At 46.1% G+C, this 21,963-nt stretch carries 17 protein-coding genes; 7 read left to right on the top strand and 10 right to left on the bottom strand.

Annotated features, from left to right (window positions below; translation table 11 throughout):
- Positions 1-30: 30 nt before the first annotated feature.
- Positions 31-3,789, bottom strand: a complete 3,759-nt coding sequence (locus JOC95_RS08620; protein WP_204415188.1) for a S8 family peptidase — start codon at positions 3,787-3,789, stop codon at positions 31-33.
- 540 nt (positions 3,790-4,329) lie between these two features.
- Positions 4,330-5,328 carry an AI-2E family transporter gene (locus JOC95_RS08615; protein ID WP_239582817.1) on the bottom strand — a complete coding sequence of 333 codons (999 nt, stop codon included), beginning with the start codon at positions 5,326-5,328 and terminating at the stop codon, positions 4,330-4,332.
- Positions 5,329-5,591: 263 nt separating this feature from the next.
- Here JOC95_RS08615 and JOC95_RS08610 point away from each other — a divergent pair, with 263 nt between their 5' ends.
- Positions 5,592-6,020, top strand: a complete 429-nt coding sequence (locus JOC95_RS08610; RefSeq protein WP_204415184.1) for a hypothetical protein — start codon at positions 5,592-5,594, stop codon at positions 6,018-6,020.
- Positions 6,021-6,037: 17 nt separating this feature from the next.
- Here JOC95_RS08610 and JOC95_RS08605 read toward each other — a convergent pair whose 3' ends face one another.
- A complete protein-coding gene (locus JOC95_RS08605; protein WP_239582785.1) occupies positions 6,038-6,934 on the bottom strand; it encodes a TetR/AcrR family transcriptional regulator in 897 nt (298 codons plus the stop codon).
- A gap of 183 nt (positions 6,935-7,117) precedes the next feature.
- Between JOC95_RS08605 and JOC95_RS08600 the strand changes: the two genes are divergently transcribed.
- Positions 7,118-8,665 carry a DHA2 family efflux MFS transporter permease subunit gene (locus JOC95_RS08600; RefSeq protein ID WP_204415182.1) on the top strand — a complete coding sequence of 516 codons (1,548 nt, stop codon included), beginning with the start codon at positions 7,118-7,120 and terminating at the stop codon, positions 8,663-8,665.
- A gap of 408 nt (positions 8,666-9,073) precedes the next feature.
- On the top strand, positions 9,074-10,123 hold the full coding sequence (gene mnmH / locus JOC95_RS08595) for a tRNA 2-selenouridine(34) synthase MnmH (RefSeq protein WP_338083073.1): 1,050 nt from the start codon (positions 9,074-9,076) through the stop codon (positions 10,121-10,123).
- A gap of 36 nt (positions 10,124-10,159) precedes the next feature.
- On the opposite strand, the gene JOC95_RS08590 is transcribed toward mnmH, so the two are convergent.
- Both JOC95_RS08590 and JOC95_RS08585 read right to left on the bottom strand, forming a co-directional pair.
- Complete coding sequence (locus JOC95_RS08590; RefSeq protein ID WP_204415180.1) at positions 10,160-11,302, bottom strand: acyltransferase family protein; 1,143 nt, start codon at positions 11,300-11,302, stop codon at positions 10,160-10,162.
- 97 nt (positions 11,303-11,399) lie between these two features.
- Positions 11,400-12,221, bottom strand: coding sequence for an MBL fold metallo-hydrolase (locus JOC95_RS08585; protein ID WP_239582784.1), 822 nt, complete (start codon positions 12,219-12,221; stop codon positions 11,400-11,402).
- A gap of 198 nt (positions 12,222-12,419) precedes the next feature.
- Here JOC95_RS08585 and JOC95_RS08580 point away from each other — a divergent pair, with 198 nt between their 5' ends.
- A complete protein-coding gene (locus JOC95_RS08580; protein WP_239582783.1) occupies positions 12,420-13,463 on the top strand; it encodes an aromatic acid exporter family protein in 1,044 nt (347 codons plus the stop codon).
- A 17-nt stretch (positions 13,464-13,480) separates the two neighbouring features.
- A complete protein-coding gene (locus JOC95_RS08575) occupies positions 13,481-14,089 on the top strand; it encodes a methyltransferase domain-containing protein (RefSeq protein ID WP_204415174.1) in 609 nt (202 codons plus the stop codon).
- Between the two features lie 416 nt (positions 14,090-14,505).
- Here JOC95_RS08575 and JOC95_RS08570 read toward each other — a convergent pair whose 3' ends face one another.
- Genes JOC95_RS08570 through JOC95_RS08560 form a run of 3 tightly spaced genes read right to left on the bottom strand, consistent with a single transcriptional unit; the run spans position 14,506 to position 17,301 of the window.
- Positions 14,506-15,579, bottom strand: coding sequence for a GIY-YIG nuclease family protein (locus tag JOC95_RS08570; protein WP_204415172.1), 1,074 nt, complete (start codon positions 15,577-15,579; stop codon positions 14,506-14,508).
- Between the two features lie 21 nt (positions 15,580-15,600).
- Complete coding sequence (locus tag JOC95_RS08565; protein WP_239582782.1) at positions 15,601-16,587, bottom strand: sensor histidine kinase; 987 nt, start codon at positions 16,585-16,587, stop codon at positions 15,601-15,603.
- A gap of 15 nt (positions 16,588-16,602) precedes the next feature.
- A complete protein-coding gene (locus tag JOC95_RS08560) occupies positions 16,603-17,301 on the bottom strand; it encodes a LytR/AlgR family response regulator transcription factor (protein WP_204415538.1) in 699 nt (232 codons plus the stop codon).
- A gap of 168 nt (positions 17,302-17,469) precedes the next feature.
- Here JOC95_RS08560 and JOC95_RS08555 point away from each other — a divergent pair, with 168 nt between their 5' ends.
- Together JOC95_RS08555 and JOC95_RS08550 are read left to right on the top strand one after the other, a co-directional pair.
- On the top strand, positions 17,470-18,222 hold the full coding sequence (locus JOC95_RS08555) for an ABC transporter ATP-binding protein (protein WP_204415170.1): 753 nt from the start codon (positions 17,470-17,472) through the stop codon (positions 18,220-18,222).
- Positions 18,212-19,369 carry an ABC transporter permease gene (locus JOC95_RS08550; protein WP_204415168.1) on the top strand — a complete coding sequence of 386 codons (1,158 nt, stop codon included), beginning with the start codon at positions 18,212-18,214 and terminating at the stop codon, positions 19,367-19,369. The genes JOC95_RS08555 and JOC95_RS08550 overlap by 11 nt, the downstream gene beginning before the upstream one ends.
- A gap of 453 nt (positions 19,370-19,822) precedes the next feature.
- Here the strand turns inward: JOC95_RS08550 and JOC95_RS08545 are convergent, their stop codons facing one another.
- Positions 19,823-20,488 carry a DUF4352 domain-containing protein gene (locus JOC95_RS08545; protein WP_204415166.1) on the bottom strand — a complete coding sequence of 222 codons (666 nt, stop codon included), beginning with the start codon at positions 20,486-20,488 and terminating at the stop codon, positions 19,823-19,825.
- A 70-nt stretch (positions 20,489-20,558) separates the two neighbouring features.
- Positions 20,559-21,932, bottom strand: coding sequence for an alkaline phosphatase (locus tag JOC95_RS08540; RefSeq protein ID WP_204415164.1), 1,374 nt, complete (start codon positions 21,930-21,932; stop codon positions 20,559-20,561).
- Positions 21,933-21,963: the final 31 nt, after the last annotated feature.

The raw sequence follows: 21,963 nt of genomic DNA, 5'->3' as shown, positions 1-21,963 counted from the left end.
TTATGCAGGCGGCTTTGCTTTTGAAAAGAATTATCTTAATCCGTAAGCCTTGATGATCTCTTGGGTGATCTTATTGCCTTCATCATCCCATGCGCTTGCTCTTAGGGAGACAAATTCTGCATTTTTAGGATTTTGGATGGAAGTTGTAAATGAGTCTCCCTCGCGAGTGAGCTTCACTTTCTTCCAAGTTTCGCCTTCATCGAAGGAAACTTCTAATGTTGCATCTTCAACTTCTCCATAGTCAAGCGCAGTTTCCAACTTAGTAACGGAGATCTCAAGCTCTGTTGGGCGCTTTGCCAATGCATCACCATTTACATCAGTGTCCACCTTGTAGTTGAGCGATAGGAAAGGAAGATCGTGTCTCCAAAGGTCCTCGTCCTCAGCTTCTTTATTCTCGGTCCAGAAAGTCCATTCCGTATTCGTGCGGATGGAAGTCCTGAAGCGTTCTGGATCACGTTTCGCTTCTGTCACGACACGTAATTGGGTACGCTCTGCCGGTACAACAATGTTGGATTGTAAAGCCTGCCCTTTGCCTTCTTTCACTAATGTGTCGCCATTGTAGAGCTTGATTGTCTGATTTTGGACGGAGTAATTATAATCCGCTCCTCCGGTATTCCCCACACCGCTATCCGCAAAAGCAGGGAAATTGAACTGAAGGCGGTTTCCTTGACGGTTCGGCCCCCAGTAACCATTACCTAGGCTAGGACGGACGACAGGGGAGAACCAGTTTTCCACCAATTTCTGTCCGCCTGTGTATGTTGCAAGCGGCTGGCGTACTTCCCAAGGTGTATCCACGAATTGTGCCAGGTGATACCAGCTGGTGCCCTCGGTCGCTGAAACGTATTCCGTGCGTTCGGTTGGATAATTTATTTTGTATTGGAATCCGATTGCACGTCTTGTGTGTGGACGGAGGTCATATCGGAATTCACCGCCGGCAGCTTTGACATGGGAATTGTAGCGACTATCGATTGTCACCAAATCCTCTTTTTTCGGTTCATATTTCAAGTCATTCGGGATGGAGCCTACATGCACATCGACTAGGTCGTATACATAAGGAGTATCCACTTCCCCTTCCACTTGAAGCTGTACATTGCCTGAGCGTACCGCTTCTACAAGCTTGTCGCCTTCCTGTTTGCTGATCCCTGCCACGGCAATCGGGTTGTCCGTATACTCAGGTGTACCGGCAAAAACACTGAATTCCTTGTTTTCATCGTTCACGACGATTAGCAGCTTCACCCCTGCAGCTGCAGCAGCAGTTGCCTGTTGGGAAACGGTTACCTCGCTGTTGCGTTCCACTACTACCGCTTTGCCATCTGCTTTAAGTTGTTCAAAGTCAGCTGTAGTTCCTTTCCCGGCATATACAGTGGTAAGATTGTATTTTCCATCAAGCAGGGTGCTGCCTGCTAACGGGATATCATCCAATTCCTTACCTCTGAAATTGATGGACAGATATGGTTTGGTCAAGCGCCAGCGAGTCAGCATCTCAAAATATCCTTCTTTAGGCTCTTTCGTAGGTACCGCATATAGCTTATCGATCCATACAGGCATGAGATAGAGGCTCGTAAGCGGCTTGTTGCCGATTGTTTGGTAATATTCCATGCGCTGGTACATAGGTTCTGCTTTCTTCGATACTTCTACAGAAATTTCTTCCGCTTTACTTGCATCTAATTCCACCGTTTTGGACTCAACTAGGTTCACCTCAGGATCTCCTACTAGTGCAACGCCTGCCTGATCCGTGTCCATATCCACATCCATCAGGGACATGGCGGAATAGGTGCCAGGTGGAAGGCGGAGCTCCAACGTACCATTGACAGCATAGGAGTATGGCTCCATGGTTTCGCTGAAGATTACAGCATATGCAGTGGTCGGTTCGCCTTTACGGTCCTTGGCGTTTAAAGTGAGGGTGTATCTTTCCTCTTCTTTCACCATCGCCATCGTGGTGTGTACGACTGCTTCTCCGTTTGATTTTGCTGTTATAAAGCCTTGGTAGCGGGAACCGGTTTCAGCAAACTTGGATTCTAGGGTCGCGTTCACGTCTGCAGTTCCACCTGCCGGAATGGTGATGGTATTTTCAGATAGAGTCAGCATGCCTGATGGAGCAGCTTTTCCTTCTGCATTTGTAAAAGTCGCTTCTAATTCAAGAGTGATCGCTTCTTCACTGTCGTTCGTATACGTTACTGTTTTTTGAACAGGCGTTGCATTGTCATGAGGCCATTGAAAAAAGCCGAATGAGATGGAGCTTGTTGCCCTTACCTGGGTTTCAAGGGCAGCTGGGATGTCCACGCGACCAGTCCCAACGTGGTAAGGCTGGTAGCCATCAAGTTTTTTTGTGGTGTTCATCAGGGCTTCTTTAATTTGTTGTCCGGACCATTCCGGATATTTCTGTGCCAGGATGGCTGCCGCACCTGCAACGTGAGGGGTAGCCATGGATGTCCCATTTAAACTTTTATAGCTTCCGCTTCCAGGAGAGTACTGGGAGCGAGCTGCGTTGATACCTACACCAGGAGCAGATAGGTCAGGTTTCAATCCCATATCCTTATAGCGAGGTCCTTTGGAAGAGAAGTAGGCAAGCTTGTCTGCCTTGTCTACAGCTCCTACTGTCAATGCCGCATCAGCCGCACCAGGGGAACCAATCGTACCTTCGCCGCCTCGATTTCCTGCAGCGATGACGAATAAGGTGCCATTCTCTTCAGAAAGCCTATCTACAGCCTGTGCCATTGGATCCGTTCCATCACTTGGCTCGGAGCTTCCAAGACTCATGTTGACGATTTTCGCATTATCGGATGCCCATTCCATGCCGTCGATGATCCAGGAGTCCAGTCCAAACCCTTCATCACTCAGTACTTTCCCCACCAATAAGCGTGCATCAGGAGCCACACCTTTTGACTTTCCATCAGCTGCACCTGTTCCAAGCACCGTAGAGGCAACGTGAGTTCCGTGACCATTTTTATCCGTTACTTCCTCTCCTGGAACAAAGCTTACCGCTCCGTCCAGCTGAGGTGCGATGTCCGGGTGCTGAGCGTCAATCCCTGTGTCTAGCACGGCCACCTTTACGCCTTCACCTGTATAACCCGATTCCCAGGCTGTGTTAGTTCCGATCTGTGGAACGGATTGATGAAGGGATGCTTCCACACGTCCATCGAGCCAGATTTTTTCCACACCATGCTTGAAGAGGGAGTCTTCCTGGTTTTCTTTAGTGGTTTTTGCAGAGACTGTGACATCCTCCCAGAATGTTTCCGCAGATTTCTTATCTGCTGAAAGAGCAGCTGCATTTATGCTTTCAAGTTCTTTTGTTTTCTTGGACCCTTTAGGAGTAGGTGCACCCTTTGAGGAGAAAGCTCTTGCCTTGCTCTCTTCGTATTCGACAATCAGCGGCAGTGACGCGAGGTTTTTGTCGTCATAGCCATACTCTAACAATTTAGTAATATTGAATAAGTCATGATCAAGCTTTCCGGCTGCAAGATATGGCATAACTTTGTTAGGGAGTACGAAGGTATCCTCATCTGTAGTGATGACCCGGACCCCATCCCCATTCTTCTGGGCAGGTTCGACGTTGATGATATATTTGCCGTCAGCAAGCACGGATACCTTGACGACGTCTCCGGTGATCAGGGTGATAACATGATTGCCTGTGATGCTGCTATCCATTGAAACGATAGATGGATTGTTTTTTAAGGCATTGTCATTGTCGGTCGAAGCGCCTATTGATTGAACCTGGAAAAGAGATCCAGAAAGCAAAGAGGCGGCAATGGATCCAACCAATACGGATTTCATGGTCAACTTCTTCAATTTACATTCTCCTATCTGTCTTGTAGTAAATGATCAGAATGCATGTGGAAAACTCTTGCTGAAGAAAACATCTTTCTTTGTGGTGATTAAACGTTGTGTTTCTGGAATTGATAGTTTGCGAGAATCGGACTTATCTACACCTCCTAAAAAATGTGGATTTTCCTTACGGTGGCAAAAACTCTTTGGGTGGGTGTACTGCGGATTTAGTTGAATTGTAAGGCAACCACAAAGGACGTGACAAATGGTGTTTTAAGTGTGACCGAAGGACTAGGTTGCGGACTGGTAAATGAAAAAACAGGTAGAAGATAGTCGATGGAATACTACTAAACTACTAAAAAGTCGGAAAAACAATTGGGGTTTTCACTTGAATACAAAACATGAGGGTCAGGCCCCATAAGAAAAAAGTGGCTAATCACAACTATTCTGACATAACAAAAGGGATAACCATAATAGGTTATCCCTTTTGTTGAAGTAGATTCAGAGTATTCTGCGATAACAAGTCTTTACCGCTTTAATAGGGAGCGGGTCAGGCACCACCTTTCACGCATGCCGCAGCTGATACAGCCGGTAAAAGTTTTTTGTCAGGACTTTTAGCACGGAGTAGAGTGGGACTGCGAGCAGGATGCCGATGAAGCCGTATAGTTTTCCTGCGACGAGGAGCAGGAGGATGACGGTGAGCGGATGGATGGATAGCTTGTTCCCGATGATGAGTGGGGAGACAAGGTTTCCTTCGATCTGCTGGACGATGGTCAGGAGGATCAGGATTTTTACTGCCATGAATGGATCTGTCATCAGGCCGATGATCAGTGCAGGGAGTACCCCGAGTGCAGGTCCGATGATGGGGACGACTGCTGTGATGACAATGAATAATGCCAGCACCAACGCGTATTCGACACCGATTATCAGGTAGCCGATGTACATCAAGAATCCGTTCACCAATGCCACAATCATCTGTCCGCCTATATAAGTGGAAAGCGCCTTATCTATATCCGTGAGGATTCGTCGTCCTTCAATCCGATGCTTTTGAGGCAAATACTTCAGGATAAACGGAAGAAGCTTGTGTCCGTCCTTCAAAAAGTAAAACACAATAAATGGAACAATCACCAGTACCGTCACAAAGCTTGTGATGGAAGAAATGATAACCGCAACATTTTTCCCGATCCGTTCCCCCTGATCCTTCATGAAAGTCAAGAGCTTTTGCTTAGCCTCTTCATAGGACATCAGCCCGAAATTATTCTCATTGATAACCTGCTTGGTCTGTTCTTCGTTTTTTTCAAGAATCGACGGAACATCCTTTGCGAACTGCATTACCTGTTCTTCGATTTTGCCTCCAATTGTAAATCCACCCAAAACTGCTCCCCCTATAATTACGAAAAAAACGATAAAAATGGCTAAAGTACGGGGAATGTACTTGGATCTTGAAAGAAACTCCACAACAGGTTTCAAAATATAAAACAAAAATCCGGCAAAAATCAATGGAAAGAACAGCGTGGCAATCAGACTGAGAATCGGATTAACAAGAAACTGAACCTCGCTCAATAAAAAAATGACCAACAAGACCAAAACGATTCCTGTCAAATACTTAAAAAAAGGATGCCTAATCCACAATATTATCCCCCCAATGAAAAAGAATATAAGTGTTCATTCCCTTTCAGGCGGAATTTGACACATGGGGACAGGTCCCTTGTCCCAAGAAACGCACAAAAATGGGACAAGGGACCTGTCCCCACTGTTTCCCAGCATGTTTCCCAAATCAGGTGAGCAAAATACAAAAGTAAGACAATAAAAAGGAGTGTGTAACCATGGATAAATGGATTAGTTCCATATTGAAGTTGGCAGCAGCTCAGAACCTCATGAAGATGTTTGGCTACAAGCGGAGGAAGAAGAGAAACTTGGGCACGTTTGCGTCATTGCTGGGAATCGGCTTAAGTACAGCGGCTATTTTCTATGGCCGAAATGGTGAAAACGCAATGGACGGGAAGGCAAAGCCTAGACCGATGCAAAAGCATCGTTCCGCATCTGATATCATGAAGACACTCCAGGCAAAAGGTCTTGCGAATCCGAAGGACATGGCTGCTTTTGCGGAAATTGCTGAAGAATTCACGCCGATGCACAAAGCACCATCCCAACCGGGTGGAAACAAGCAGCAAAGAAATGCGCACCAACCCAGCAATAACCAACACAAAGCTAATAAAAATGGTCAACAGACCAACAAACAGAATCATAAATAAACCAGTACCACCTCGCCTTATGATTTGGCGGGTGGTACTGGTTTGCTGTAAAACGTCTGTATCATTTTTTCCAGTTCGTCAGTTTCGGTCACAGATATGGTTGGACTTTCTTTTAACGACTGAATCATCTTTTCCAATAAAAATCTCCGCGGGCTTTTGGCTTCCAGCAGCTCTTCCTGGATAAAATCCAACAGCTCTACATAAGATGTCCCACCTAGCTTGCTCTTCATAGTATCCAACAATGTGATAAGGTTCTGCTTGCGGGCAAGGATTCCGTCCCTGTTTTCGGGAAACCACTGCTCTAGCCTTTCGGGTGCAATCAGTTGATCCTTTGTTTGCGCCACCTCGTTTACCACCTGCACAATTCGTTCCACACTATACTTCACCACGCGATGTATGCTTGCGGTTGCATTTTCCTGTCCCATCAAGTTGAATTTGATATTGTGGTTCAAGATCCCCATGAACATGATGGAGCAATCGAGGAGATAAGGCTTTTTCTCTTCTCCGAAAAGATCGATGAATCGCTCATAGATCCAGCGAATCATACGCAATTGTCCCCGCTTGATGAATTCCTTCAGTTCTTCATCCTTGGAGAAAAAAACTTCCTCAAATAGTGAAATAAGCTTATTGGCACGATTGGTATGCATCTGCATTTCGATCTGTTGGATGAAAATATTGATGTCTGCCGGGTCCTTGCCGATCAAAAGGTCTGCCCGGTCTTTTTCAAGCTTTGTATAGATGGTCTTGAACAGCTCGATAAGCAGTTCATTTTTGGAAGAAAAATAATTATAAAAGGTACCCTTCGAAATACCGCTGAAATCGAGGATATCCTGGATGGATGTCGCTTGGAACCCTTTTTCGATAAACAACTGATGGGCCTTCTTGATTACCTGTAATTTTCGTTCGTTCATCATATCACCTTTTTAGACTGCTAGTATAATTTTTATACTACCTTATTTTAATGGGATACACAAACCCCCAAGAAATAACAGCTTCTTTTTATTGAAAAAATTGTACTGATGGTATAAGATGTACATTATGAAACTGCAGTATAAAATAATGAACTGATAGTATAAGGAGAGAGGAAGCGAAACAACATGCAACAACAAACTGAATCAGCACAGCGACCGCCATATGGGATACTGGCTATCCTGATGATTGGCGCTTTTATTGCTTTTTTAAATAATACTTTACTGAACATCGCCCTGCCGTCCATTATGACAGAGCTTGAGGTGGGTCCTTCGACCGTACAATGGCTCACGACAGGGTTCATGCTCGTGAACGGGATCTTGATTCCGACTACGGCATTTCTCATCCAGAAATATTCCGTCAGACATTTGTTCATCGCCGCAATGGGCTTGTTCACAATCGGAACCGTCCTTGCCGGCTTTGCCCATGTCTTTCCGATGCTTCTAACAGGACGCATGCTGCAGGCATCAGGCTCTGCCATTTTGATGCCACTATTGATGAATGTGATGCTCGTCAGCTTTCCGGTTGAAAAAAGGGGAGCTGCAATGGGTGTATTCGGTCTGATCATGATGGGTGCCCCGGCAATCGGTCCCACTTTATCAGGCTGGCTCATCGAACACTATGATTGGAGAATGCTGTTCCATTTTGTCACGCCGATCGCGGCGGTCATCCTTCTGTTAGGTATTTTCCTATTGAAGGATAAAAAAGTGAGACCGAATATACGTCTCGATATGTTCTCAGTTATATTATCAAGCTTAGGATTCGGGGGTCTTCTTTATGGCTTCAGTTCCGCCGGTTCCAAAGGGTGGGACAGTCCGCTTGTCTACGGAACGATCATTGTCGGGGTGGTTGCCCTGACATGGTTCATCCTCCGTATGCTCCGCCAGGAAAAACCGATGCTGAACTTCCGGATCTATCAGTATCCGATGTTCGCCTTGTCATCGGCCATCTCTATGGTCATCACGATGGCGATGTTTTCCGGGATGATCCTCCTCCCGATCTATGTACAGACTTTGCGAGGCATCTCCCCGCTAGATGCAGGCCTTATGATGCTCCCGGGGGCGATTGTCATGGCGCTCATGTCACCGATCACAGGTAAACTGTTTGATAAATACGGCGGTAAAGTACTCGCGATTACAGGACTGACGATTACGGTCGTAACAAGCTATTTCTTCAGCCAATTGACACTGGAAACCTCCTATACACAGCTGGTCATCCTTTATACAGTAAGGATGTTTGGGATGTCCATGGTTTTCATGCCTGTTTCCACGAATGGATTGAACCAGCTGCCAAAACGGTTCTATCCACATGGAACAGCGATGAACAGCACCTTGCAGCAGGTGTCAGGTGCAATCGGTACGGCATTTTTGGTAACGCTCATGTCCACGCGTGCCGAAAGCTATGGTCAGGAATTGGCAGCAAAAGAACTGCCTAAGCTTGGAGCAGATCCAACTGCCGAAGCGCTCGGTGCCATGCAGCAGCAAATCATGCTGCAATCGACACTCGAAGGGATCAACTTCGCATTCCTCGTGTCCGTCTTTATCGCCGCAGTGGCGCTTGTTCTTTCCTTCTTCATCAAGAGGGCAAAGCAGGCGGAGGATCCGATGGCAGTGGAAGAGGAAAAGGAAAAGGAAGCTTTAGGCGATCCGGTGAAGGCGAAGCTTGCCGGGAATTGATGTAAATGGGAGTAGCTCTTTAGGGGGCTGCTTCTTTTTTTATGTAGCGGGTCGGGGGAATGGTAGTAAGGTGACATGTTTGTTGTGATTTTCGAATTTTGTCGATATGAGTCGAACTGTGCGAATTGTGCATAAGTGCCCTGTTTTTGTGCATAAAACAAAATAATTCACCGCAAATACAAATTTTTGAGCGCAACGAACCCGAAATTGAGCGTAAATCCAAATTTTTGTGCATAACGCACATTTAGGCCGTGTGTACGAAGTAGAATAGACTATGCCAATGGTAAAATACCAAACCTGACAGAATTTTTACCAACGTCATGTCATTTTGCACCCTCCATACTGTTAACCTGCTAAGGATTCGGCTAAAATGATAGTATCTGATTTTTCTGACTGATGGAGAGGTAGATGAAGATGGCGCAAGAAGTAAAGGTGAAAGAAATGCTCGAGGTCGTGCAGGGGTCACAGGCCGTCCTTGTGGATGTCCGATCACCTGCCGAGTTTGCGGAAATGACCATTCCGGGCAGCATCAATATACCGATTTTCGATAATGAGGAGCGGGCGGAGGTAGGGACGCTTTACAAGCAGGTGAGCGTGGAAGAGGCAAAGGACCGGGCTTTGGAAATCGTGTCCGCAAAGCTCCCCGGATTTATCCGTTCGTTTCAGAAGTTGGGTGCACCGATCATCGTGTTCTGCTGGCGTGGGGGGATGCGCAGCAAGACAACTGTGACGCTACTTGAATTGATGGGCATCAGGGCAAGACGTCTTCAGGGCGGTGTCAAGGCGCATCGCCGCTGGGTGATTGAACAGCTTGAAAGGTTGGAAATCCGGCCCGATAGCTTTATTTTGAATGGCGGGACAGGATCGGGGAAAACGGCGATACTTAGAAAGCTTAAAGAAAGTCGTATCCCTACCCTTGACCTGGAGGGATTGGCCGGTCATCGGGGATCGATTTTTGGGCAGATCGGACTGCAACCTACCAATCAGAAGATGTTTGAAGCGGCGCTTGTTCATGAAATGTTGAATCTGCAGGAGGCATCTTATCTTGTTTTTGAGGCCGAGAGCAAGCGGATGGGAAAAATCCTGTTGCCCGAATCTATCATGAATAAAAAGAGGGAATCGACTCACATTTTCATCGAGCTTCCACTGGAGGTCCGTGTGCAGAATATCCTGAATGAATATAAGCCAGCAGAGCATCACCAAGCATGCATCGAGGCTTTTGAAAAAATAAAAAGGCGCCTCCATACGCCGGTCGCCGCGGAAATTCAGGAGCTGCTGGATAATAAAGACTATGCCCTGGCCATACAGCTTTTGCTCGAACACTATTATGATCCGAGATATCTACACAGCGAGAAAGAATATGAGCTTTGCAGGAAGGTGACGATCCAAGCGGAGAATATAGAAGACGCCGTGCGACAGCTTTATGCTTTCTTGGAAAAGCAATATGTAGAAATGTAAATGAAAAAGAGAGGGGGCACCGGCACCCTCTCTTTTTTACATGCTAGCGGTGTTTGCAGTCAAAGACTTCTTTTTCTTTCTTTTCATTCCGAAACCAACCCGTAATAGGTCAATTTTTCTGATGGCAAAATGATAGAGTGCCATAATGATGAAAAATGAAACAAGAACAAGGAAGCACAATTTAACCGGAATGGACCAGGGCAGGTCACGAAGGAAGTATGCGACAAGGATGATGACTGGCTGATGCATGACATAAAAAGGCATCGATGCTTCACCACCATAGCTCAGCAAACCGTTGGAAAAGGATAGATGTTGCTTGCTCCAATGGAAGATAAGCAATATCCATGCCCAGCAGCTTCCTGCATGTATCCCCGAAAACAGGAGTTGTTTACCGAGTCCCTCTGTCGGCATTCCAAGCCTCATGATCCAATAAACATACACGAGGGTGGTAAGGATGGCTGTTGGCAAAATGACAGGGATCGCTTTTTTCAAGACTGGATAAAGGGAATCCTCCCTGAAATAGTAAAATCCATAGAGAAATACAACAAGATAGAAAATCAGGTCCCAGCCGCCAAGTCCGATTGTTTTAATAAAGGCCGCCACCATGATGAGCGGCATCGGCAATAAAAACAGCGAGAGGAATCCACTTTTAATACTTCGTTTTACCTTTAAAAATAAAGGCAACATGAAGAGGGAAAAAATCAATAGCACGAAGAGATACCATAAATGGAGCCCTACAAAAGCGAAGTTCCCGGATCCGCCGATCTCCAAATACCAGCCATCGAAGTAGGAGGGGAGAAAGGATAGGAATGGCCCCTCGAACTGTCCATGTGTAAGGCGTTCGACATATACCTGCGGAGGTGCCAACAGAAAAATCCCGACCAGCAACGGTACTCCGATCCGTATCATCCTTTCTTTCAGGAATGCCTTTTGGCTTCTCTTTTGCAACGCGTAAAATACGCTGATTCCCGATATGGCGAAAAAGATTGGCATCAGCCAGGTCCCGACCATCAAAGAAAGTGCTAAAATCCAAGTTGAATCCAATTCGTTATTTTTCACATGCCAGGGAAAAGGGTTGAAAAACATGGCGCAGTGGAACAGAAAGACAAATAGCGTAGCCAATACGCGAATCCAATCCAAATGAATTTGTCGTGGTAAACTGCCGTTAGAATGATTCATTATGCCTCCGAAAATAGAAATTTAATCCAGAATTAATTATATCTGTATTTTCGAGGCTTGATAACTGATAGAATTCGACAAAAATTTGTTGGCTTCGTTAAATAAGCGAGCCATTATCCCTTAGTATTGATGTGACAATATGGATCGAATCCCATTCCCCACGCGAAAATTTTACGATTGGGAAAGACCGCGGAAACAGCTTGCGACGAATTTCTTCAGCTGAATAGCCCTCTTTATGAAGGGACAATACTTCCGATTGCACGGAAAGTAAATAGTCGCGTTTTCGCTCAAGCGCTTTGCGGCCGTCTTCCAGATATCCGGCATGACTGCAAAATACTTCGCGGAAATCATAGGACAATACCCGTTCTAATGACTGGATGATTTCAGGAATGCTTTCATCTGCCAATGCCAGCTTGGTGCGCGCGCTTACAAACAAATCGCCGGTGAACAGCTGGCCTGTCTCCCTGTTTAGGAAGGCTTTGTGGTCATAGGCATGACCTGGGGTGTCGATGGCATCCCAAGTGGCAGTTCTGGATTGAAATCTCTCTGAGACAGGTTGGGCTTGGAACGGTCGGCGCCTTCCCCAGAACAGCTGCCGATAGAGTGGATAATCTGCCCGCCTTGTGCAGGAGGCGATGGATGATTCATTAAGATAGATTGGCACATTCTTCGTTTTTTGGACATATGCGGCACAGCCAGTATGGTCTTCATGATAATGAGTGAGCAGGACCTGATCATAATCCGCTTCATCAAGGAATGGTTCAAAAAATTTATGTAGCGAATGTGCCCCGGTATCAATTAAGGCGCCATCAATCAAATAGCTGTGCACATTTAAAGAAACACCCTTCAAGGAGATTTCTCCATTCAAATAAGAGACGCCATTAACCTCACCCATGGTTGCTTTCTTCTTAAACAACAAATCTACCATCTCCCCGTTCATTCCAATGTATACAAAAATTATAGCAAAGAAGGTTGATGGATGGTTCATTTTACATAGAGAATATCGTCCAGAAATGATGCTTGGCAATTTTCTTCCTTTTATCATGGAATACTACGTTATAATAGAGGGAGATTATGCAAGCTGAAGGACTGAAATTACATGGGGTATTTACATAAAATGAAGCATTTTGTCGGAGGAAGGATAATCAAGACCGGGATTGCCGTTTTTATAACCGCTCTGATTTGTGAGGCACTCGAATGGCCGGCAATGTTCGCAGTTATCGCAGCGATCGTCACGATTGAACCGAGCGCCGCTGATTCAATCAAAAAGGCTATTGTCCGTTTTCCGGCATCCGGTATAGGTGCACTGTACGCGATTCTTTTCTATATGAGCTTTGGGGACAATCCGTTGACATATACATTGGTTGCCCTTGCGACCATCATCACCTGCCACAAGCTGCGCCTTGATGCAGGAATCCTTGTCGCAACCTTGACCGGGGTCGCGATGATTACAACCGTGCACGACCATTATCTTTCCTCCTTTCTGATAAGATTGGGAACGACCTTTACGGGCCTGACAGTTTCGACCCTCGTCAATCTGTTGGTGTTGAAGCCGAATTACACACCGGCCATCTCCGAGAAAATCAAAATACTATTGAAGGAAACCGGCGAACTGATGGAAACGAGCGGTGCCGAGCTCGTAAAAGGAAAGCATGATGCCAAACCGAAGCAGGCAAGGCAGACCCTCCACAAAATAGTGAGGGATGTTGAGCGTATAGAGGATCTCTGTCGCTATCAGAGGGAAGAGCTGAAGTATCATCGATTCAAAAGAAAGGACCTGCGCCTTTTCTACTATGAAAATAAAAAACTGAAAATCCTGACCCAGCTAACCTATCATGTCGGCAACCTGATGTTCATTCCCAGCCATAAACGGATTGCAGACCCGGAAAAAGGGGCCATCATTCTTGCAACCGTCCGATCGATGAATGAGATCCTGAAGGATGAAAGACATACAGTAAGTGAAGCCCATCAGCGTTTGATAGACAGGCTATTTGAGGAATTTTCCGAGAAAGCTTTATCTCCCTCAGAAACCGATTATCATCATCTGACGACAGAAACCGTTATTTTCTATGAGCTGGTCGCGATCCATGATTTGCTCGAGGAACTGGAAAAAACGGCCTGCATTGCGCTGAAAAAAGAGAAGGCACTGGAAATCTCATAAGCTCTAAGGAGGCCATCATGGAAAATGAGGATTATGATCGTTTGCTTCATATTCACACAACAGAAGAACTGATGGGGCTGCATAGATCCATGATGTATCACAGATATGAGCCGACTCCTTATCGTGATCTTTTGGAGTTGTTCGGGCAGTATGAATTGAAACCGGGCGACCGGGTGGTGGATTATGGCTGTGGAAAGGGAAGATTGAATTTCTTTTTGCATGACCGTTTTGGCGTGGATGTGGTAGGGGTCGAGATGAACGAGGGATTTTATCAGAAGGCATTGGAAAATAGGGAGTCCTATTTGAAGAACCGTAAGCAAGCAAATAGCAGTGTCATCGAGTTCCAAAACTGCTTAGCTGAGGAATACAAGGTCCGTCAAAGTGATAACCGCTTCTACTTTTTCAACCCATTCACCGTCGAGATTTTCCGCAGGGTGGTGGACAATATCCTCGAGTCGGTTGAACAGCATTACCGAAACATAGAGTTGATTCTCTATTACCCATCTGAGGACTATGTGTACTACCTCGAGAACCATTCCTTGTTTGAATGGAAGCAGGAGGTCAGGTTGAGGGGGTATGAGGGGAATGTGAACGAGCGGTTTTTGGTTTATGGGATGGTGTATTGAATGAGGGATAGAAACCGCCATTGGTCCGGTTTCTATCCCTCTTTTTGTAAAGGTAATTCCATACTCATCTTGTAAAGTCTATTCAAGATAAGTTCTTGCTTCGCTTGGTTCTTTATTAGGTAATCAACGTCTATCCGTAACGATTCTATTGCATCATTACTTGGAACCGTCTTTTCCGAGGGTCTATTATGCTCTTGAAGCATCTCTCGAATTTCCCTACGCTGTTCTTTTACCTCGTGTAATATGGCCTGTAGTATTTCATGGTCGGGCATGGTTAACCTCCTTGAAGATTGTTTTGGGATGTAAAGTGGAGCGTGAGTCGTAGGTGAGTTTAAATAATATTGAAACCTTGTGCATTTGCAGTATGGTCAATAGCTCGCAATTTCAAAAGTATATATATAAAAAAGAATGCCCACTCAGGCATTCTTTTCCGGCAATAATCCATTAAGCTGTTCCAAAAGCATCCGTTCATTTTCCTCATCCAGCCATGAATCGTCTATAATCACATACCGGCAATTCCCGCTATTAAGATAGCTATAGATGATCTGCGCCTTGTCGATCTCGAACTTTGTGACTCCTTGAAATGGTGCTTCTGTTGCTCGCGTAGAGAGGTGTTCTAAAATTTTTACTTTAAGACCTTCCATTCCATCACCGAATGCGAATTTCTCCACAAGGACCACTTCAGTCCGCTGTATGAAAAATACTTTCCCCGTTTCCTCATCGATCTCTTCCACAATCGCAAGCTTATGGTTCTCTTCTGTAAAGTGAATCACTTCTTCCTTATAGAAAAGGGAGTTCAGAATGTTGCGGTAATTGCGGTACCTTGCAGCCTCTTCAAATTCCAGCTTTTCAGCGGCTTCTTCCATCCTGCTATTCACGAGTTTCATTAACCCGTTGTCCTGTTGCTCCAAGTGGGCGATCAGCAAATCCAACATCTGATCATACGCTTCTAAAGCAGAACCGCCAAGACATATTCCATTGCAAAGTCCAAGGGAATAGTTAAGGCAGCGGGATTTCTTGTTGTTAGGATGGCTGCACTGGAATCGGAAGATGCTCTTGAAGCCTTCAATGGCACGGACCACGGACTTCCGGCTTGTATAAGGTCCGAAGCAGTGGAACTTTTCGCTGTTCAGCGGTTGGGTCGTTATTTTCAGGCTGCGATACTCCCTGTTCTTCGGGATCGTGAGGTAGATGAAGCCTTGAGGGCTTTTCATTTTCCGATTATAGTGCGGCTTGTATTCCTGGATCAGCTGCCACTCCAGTAAAAACGCCTCGAACTCCGTGTCTGTCACGATATGGTCCAGGTCGCTGACATGGGTCACGAGCCGCTTGATTTTAGGGGCATGGACGGTGGAAGGGCGGAAATAGGACTGGACCCGCTTTTTCAGTTCTTTTGATTTCCCGACATAGAGGATGGTGCCGTATGAGTCCTTCATCAGATAGACACCTGGGGTGGACGGGAGGGATTTTATTTTCTGTTGTAGGTTCATGTTTGGTCCCTCCTGAAGAGTTTATCGGATCGCAGGTATCTTTATTTTTACAGTGAACTCTTCGTCCCGGTACACAAAGTCGAGAAAGCCTTGATGTGCTTCGACGATGTCCATGACCATTTTGGTGCCAAGCCCTTCATGTCCCTTGCCTTTGGTCGTATGGCCGTAGGAATGGTAAAGCTCGTCCAGGACGGGTGTAGGTATCGGAAGGCTGTTGTTTTTGCAGACAAGCAGATAGAGCCCGCTTCTTTTGTAAAATTGCATGGTCAATACAGCCTGCTCCCTGTGATGTTTCTGCCACTCCTCACAGGCATCGATGCTGTTGGACAAAAGATTGCCGATAAGGGTGACCATGTTGGAATCGGAAATTGGCAGAGTCGAGAGTGGAAGGTCCAGGTCGTAGACGACGGAAATGCCACTCTGCTGTGCACGGCGGTACATCTGATGCAGGACGCCTGCCACCACACCGCGCTCCCCTTTTATCGAGAGGTTGGTTTCTTCATAACCATCCACAAGTTTATCCAGGTAGTGCTTGGCCTCTTTCTCGTTGCCATTTTCGAGCATAAAGTGGACTGCGGATACGTGCTTCAGAAAATCGTGTCGCTCCCCGCGGACGACCCGGAAAGTTTCGTTGATTTGCTCCTGCTGTTCTTCGTACTCCAGCACGCTCCGCGTCAAATCGAAAATCTTGCGGGATCCATTGATGCGGATTGCCTCAAGGCCCATAAAAATGAGCAAGGGGACAAAGCTGGCCCAGGCCGAGGATGGCTCAACCGCAAAATAAAGGCTCACAAGCAAAAGCTGCAGGGCAAGCAGGATCAGGTTCCAGCGAAGTCCGATGCTTTTGATATCAAAGATTGTTTTTTTATATAAATAATACACCATAACGATGACAGGTAAACTCACTAGATAGATCGGCACATCCCATGATAGATTTTTCAAGAAAAAGTTCAGATGGATGGTGCCAATGGCTGCAAGGAGGACCCAATATAGATGTGAAGCTTTCAAGATACTGCCTCCTAATCAAAAATAATGCTGCTGCAGGAACTCGACCTTGTCCTTTGTGATCATCGCCTGCTCCCCCATGCCCTCGAAGGTCACGATATAGGAACTCTTTGCATAGAGCGAGAAGTTTTTCACATGGTGGATGTTGATGATGAAGGACCGGTGGGAGCGGAGGAAATCGCGCTCTCTCAGTTCGCCTTCGAGTTCGTTCAAGGTCTGGTAGGTTTTGACCGGTCCTGTTTTTGTGTAGATCGTCGTAGAGCGTCCGGACCGCTCGATAAATACGATGTCCTTTTTCTGGATGATATGTATGTCGTTCTTTTGTTTAATATAAAGTCTTCCGGCAATTTCCGCGGATTTGCTCTTTTCGATAAGCCCTTCGATGGACTTGATCAGACGGTCCTTCGGGTAGGGCTTCATAATATAGTCGTGCACGTTCAGTTCAAAGGCATGGACCGCATAGCCGCTGCTTCCTGTCACGAAAATGACGGAGATGTTCAGGGCATGGGAGTGGATGATGTCCGCCAGCTCATAGCCTGAGAGGTTCGGCATCTCTATGTCGGCTATCAACAGGTCGACCGACTCCTTTTTGATATGCTCATAGGCCTCTTCTGCGCTTTGAGTGGAAAAGACAATTTCCAGGTTCGGCATCCCCGACACAATGCCATTCAGTTTATCCAAATCTATGTATCTATCATCGACAAGCCCAACCCTCATTGCCATTTCCCTCTCCTGTTGTTTTCCATTTTTATCTTTATTTTACCATGTAAAAGGGTTGAATGGACATTTTCGCGACATTAAATGGAATATTCGCGACATAACTAGAGATTCCGGGATTCATTTATTTTAAGATGAAAGCAAGAGATAACGAGGGGGCGTCAGGGCATGATTGAAATTAATGAAGTGACGAAAAAGTTTCAGGATAAAAAAGTGTTTGTAACGGCATTGAAGCATGTCAGCTTTTCTGTGAAAAAGGGCCAGATCGTCGGGCTGCTTGGTGAAAATGGAGCTGGGAAGACGACTCTGCTGAGGACGATTGCCACATTGTTGACTCCGACTGAAGGAAGCGTCAGTGTCGGTGGGTATGATACCGTGAAAAATCCGGACGAAATCAAAAGAAAGATCGGCGTGCTGTTCGGTGGGGAGACGGGCCTATATGACCGCTTGACCGCTCGCGAAAACCTCGAATATTTTGCAGCGCTATACGGGCTTAGCAAGCACGAAACGAAGGTGCGCATCGATGATCTGGCAAAAATGTTCGGCATGAAGGATTATCTGAATCGCAAAGTTGGCGGCTTCTCTAAAGGGATGCGCCAGAAAGTGGCCATCGCAAGAACGCTCATCCATAACCCGGAGATCATCCTGTTCGATGAGCCGACCACGGGACTTGATATTACATCTTCAAACGTATTCCGCCAGCTAGTCCATCAGTTGAAGCGCGAAGGAAAAACGATCATTTTCTCCAGCCACATCATGGAGGAAGTGTCGATGCTGTGTGACACAGTCGCCATGATCCACAAGGGCGAGCTCGTCCACCACGGTAATCTAGAGCAGCTCTATAAATCCGAGGGCAGCCGCGATCTTAACTATATTTTCATGAGCAAACTCGTAAGGGGGAACGATTATTATGCTTCGTAAAATCTACCTGAAAGAAATGAAAGACTCCTTCCGCGACAGAAGGACCCTCCTGTTGACGGTATTGTTACCGATAGTGATGATGTCAGGATTGGTGTTCTTCTATGAAAGCATCGTGTCTGACGGGGAAGGCGAAGTCTATAAGCTTGCAGTGGATACTAGTTTCTCCACAGAAGAAGAGAGCATTTTTGCTGCCTATGAAAATATTGAATTTGTAAAGGGCACAGATCCGGAATCAGAGGTTGAGGAAGGGGAAGCACAGGCCGCACTTATTTTGAATGATGGCTTTTTGGAAAGTGTGAAAAACGGGGAGGAGGCAACGGTAACTCTACTTGGCAACTCTTTTAGCCAAAACTCCTCCAACCTGATGAATATGGTAACTAGCGCACTGGCAGTTTATGAAAAGACGGTCATCGCAGAGCGTCTCGAGGCGCAAGGGACCGCACAGGAATTGGTTCAGCCATTTATGCTTGAGCAGAAGGAAATCACCGAAGATAATCCGAACATCAACCTGGTCGCATTGTTGGTTCCATTGATTTTGGGCCTTGCGATCGGGATCGGCGCAGGTCCGGCGGCATCCGACCTGTTCGCAGGGGAAAAAGAAAAGAAAACGATGGAAGCTTTACTGATGACTCCGGTAAACCGCATGACCCTGCTTGTAGCAAAGTGGTTGACGATCGTTTCGATCGGGTCGCTCACAGGAATCGTCACGCTGATTGTAGTAGCGTTGGAAATCAACTTCCTGACAGAAAACCTAAAAAGCGCGGTTTCACTCGGGGACAACGTGTACCTTGTAATCGGCTTTGCAATACTCGTATCGATCATCTATGCCATGTTTGTCGCTACCTTGCTTATGGTTACAAGCATCATAGGGAAAACCGTAAAGGAAGCACAGAGCTACAGTACCCCAATCATGATGATAGGCATGTTCCCATTGATGATGATTTCAGGAATCGGAATCAACGAGCTCGATTTCCACCACTTTGCCATCCCGATCATGAACGTATTCACGATCCTAAAGGAGCTAAGCTTTGGCATCATCAACTACGAGCACCTTGGTATCATGATGGGAAGCAACCTTTTATGTATCGTGGTTGCCTTTATTATAGCAAGAGTAATGTTTATGAAGGATAAATGGGTGATGAATTAATTTGATAGGTGCCTGACCCTCAACGCTTTAAAGCGTTGAGGGTCAGGCACCTTTTTAATTGTTGGGGAATCGTACCGTCATCAAGGCAAATCCGAGGGGGAGACGGTAAGAAAGAAGGGGAATCGTGCCGTCACCCAGGCAAAACAGCTGGAGAGGCGGTAAGAAAAAGAAGGAATCGTACCGTCACACGGGCAAAATAGCAGGAGAGGCGGCACGAAAGAGGGGGAATCGTACCGTCACACGGGCAAAATAGCAGGAGAGGCGGTACGAAAGAGAAGGAATCGTACCGTCACACGGGCAAAACGGCAGGAGAGGCGGTACGAAAACAAGAGAATCGTACCGCGCCCCAGGCAAAAAAGCAGGAGGGACGGTACGAAAGAGAAGAAATCGTACCGCGCCCCAGGCAAAACAACAGATGAGACGGTACGAAACTATTCGCTAAACCTTTTCAAGTTAAAACCCAACCTCAAACTCAACAGCATCCGCCACCTTGTCCTTGTTAGCATCCAATACCTCACTTGATGAGATGGTAAGTCCTTCTAGCGCTTCCGGATCGGTTTCATCCAGGACGAATCCTAGGCTGCCGACTTTTTCTTCGCCGGGTTTGAGTTCGCCATTCATTTTTTCTAGATAGAAGTCATCCTCCCAAGTGACGGTTTCTCCTTGGTTGGTGGTGATTTCTGAAACAGGGGCAATATGCATGGGCTTGTCGCCGTTATTTTTCACCACAACATTGACCCTGACATAAGGGAACTCGGCTTCTTCATGGGTGAAGCCGTGGAAGAAATCAATAAGGTCCGGGGAAGGCTTGTATTGCATGACCTTTACATCTGAAATGGTAACTGAAACATCTCCCGTCTGTTTCTTATCATGCACCTGTGCGAATTGTTTAAGGGTGATGGAACCATCCTCATCCTGAAATTGTGAATCCTTGATCGTCAGTTCCGTGTCATCCGGTGCTTGTGGGCTGTCTTTGAACGAGATGATATCGGTGCCTTCAGTTTTCTTGGCTTGTGTTTCAGCGTGTACCTCGGAATCGGTATTCGAAGAACCATTTGCCGTGCATCCCGAGAGAAGTGAAGCAGTTAAGGTAAGTGCAATCCATGGTTTTAAACGCATTTTAGCAACCTCCTAAAAATTGAAGCATTCCTTAGCATGTAGCCGCGGAATGCTTTCTTGTGTATATGCTTTATTCTTTATTGTGAGAGGATTTAGTCTTTTCCAGAATAGCGAAAATCTCTTTTGCTGTGTCGGTGTTGTCAATTTTACCAGTGAACTTTTCCATTCCTGGACCATAGGCATATACCGTCACATCCTCACCTGTATGCCCATCTGTCGTCCAGCCTGTACCGGTGCGAAGGTCAAAAATTTTCTCGATGGCGTTGTCAATTTCCAGAACATCTCCCGAGCTGTCCTTTGCTTCCTGGACTGATTGAACCTCTTCAGGTGTCAGCTCAAGATCGATATACTTTTTCAATGTTTCTTCCACAGGGGCACCCTCTGCGATTTCCTTTGCAATGAAGTCAGGTGTCTTTTTCGCTGCCTTTATTGCAGAAGGATCCCATTTGTATACACCGTCACGACCCATTGCCATCCCCCCAGTCGAGTGGTCGGCTGTCGCGATTACAAGTGTGTTCTTATCCTTTTTGGCGAAATCGATTGCTGCTTGGAAAGCCTCTTCGAAATCCTGCATATCACTCATCGCCGCTACAACATCGTTATCATGTCCGGCCCAGTCGATCTGGCTTCCTTCTACCATTAAAAAGAATCCCTTGTCGTTTTTATTCAAACGCTCCAATGCGGAGTTGGTCATTTCTTTCAATGAAGGCTGTTCTGTTGGTCGATCAATCTTTTTGTCCAATCCTTTTGGCGCGAAAAGGCCAAGGATCTGTTCGTTTTTATCATTCAGCATTTCATCACGCGTGGCTACATAGGAATATCCATCTTTCTCGAATTCTTTAGTGAGGTCGCGGTCGTCACGGACAAAGTAGCTTGTCCCCCCACCCAAAAGCACATCCACTTTATGTTCTCCATTAATCAGGTCATCATAGTAATCATCGGCAATTTCATTGTAGTTCTCGCGGGATTCATCATGCGAACCGAAAGCCGCCGGAGTTGCATGGTTAATCTGGGAAGTGGCGACAAGCCCGGTGGATTGTCCGTTTTCCTTGGCCTGTTCGAGAACGGTTTTGACATCTTTCTTTTCTAGGTCAACGGCAATTGCGCCATTATATGTTTTAATACCTGCTGACATCGACGTTGCAGCAGCAGCTGAATCTGTGACACTTTCTTCAGGATCCCATGAATGAGTAGATTGCATGCCTACTAGATAAGGATCAAATTTTGTATCCTCCATCTCTGGGGTATCCGGATTATCCTTTAAGGTTCTATATCCTGTCGTATAGGAATTTCCCATACCATCACCAATCAGGAAAATAACATTCTGTATTTCATCTTTCTTCTTGTTTCCACCTTTTTCAGCAGAAGCCTGATGAAACGCCAAGCCGCTCACTGCAAGAGATGAAGCCATTGCTACGGTTAATAACTTTTTGGAAAATGCCATTGATTAGGACCTCCTGAAGTTTAATAACTTA

Source organism: Sutcliffiella tianshenii (genome assembly GCF_016908565.1).
GTDB lineage: Bacteria > Bacillota > Bacilli > Bacillales > Bacillaceae_I > Sutcliffiella_A > Sutcliffiella_A tianshenii.
This window is presented reverse-complemented; position numbering and strand designations above follow the sequence as displayed.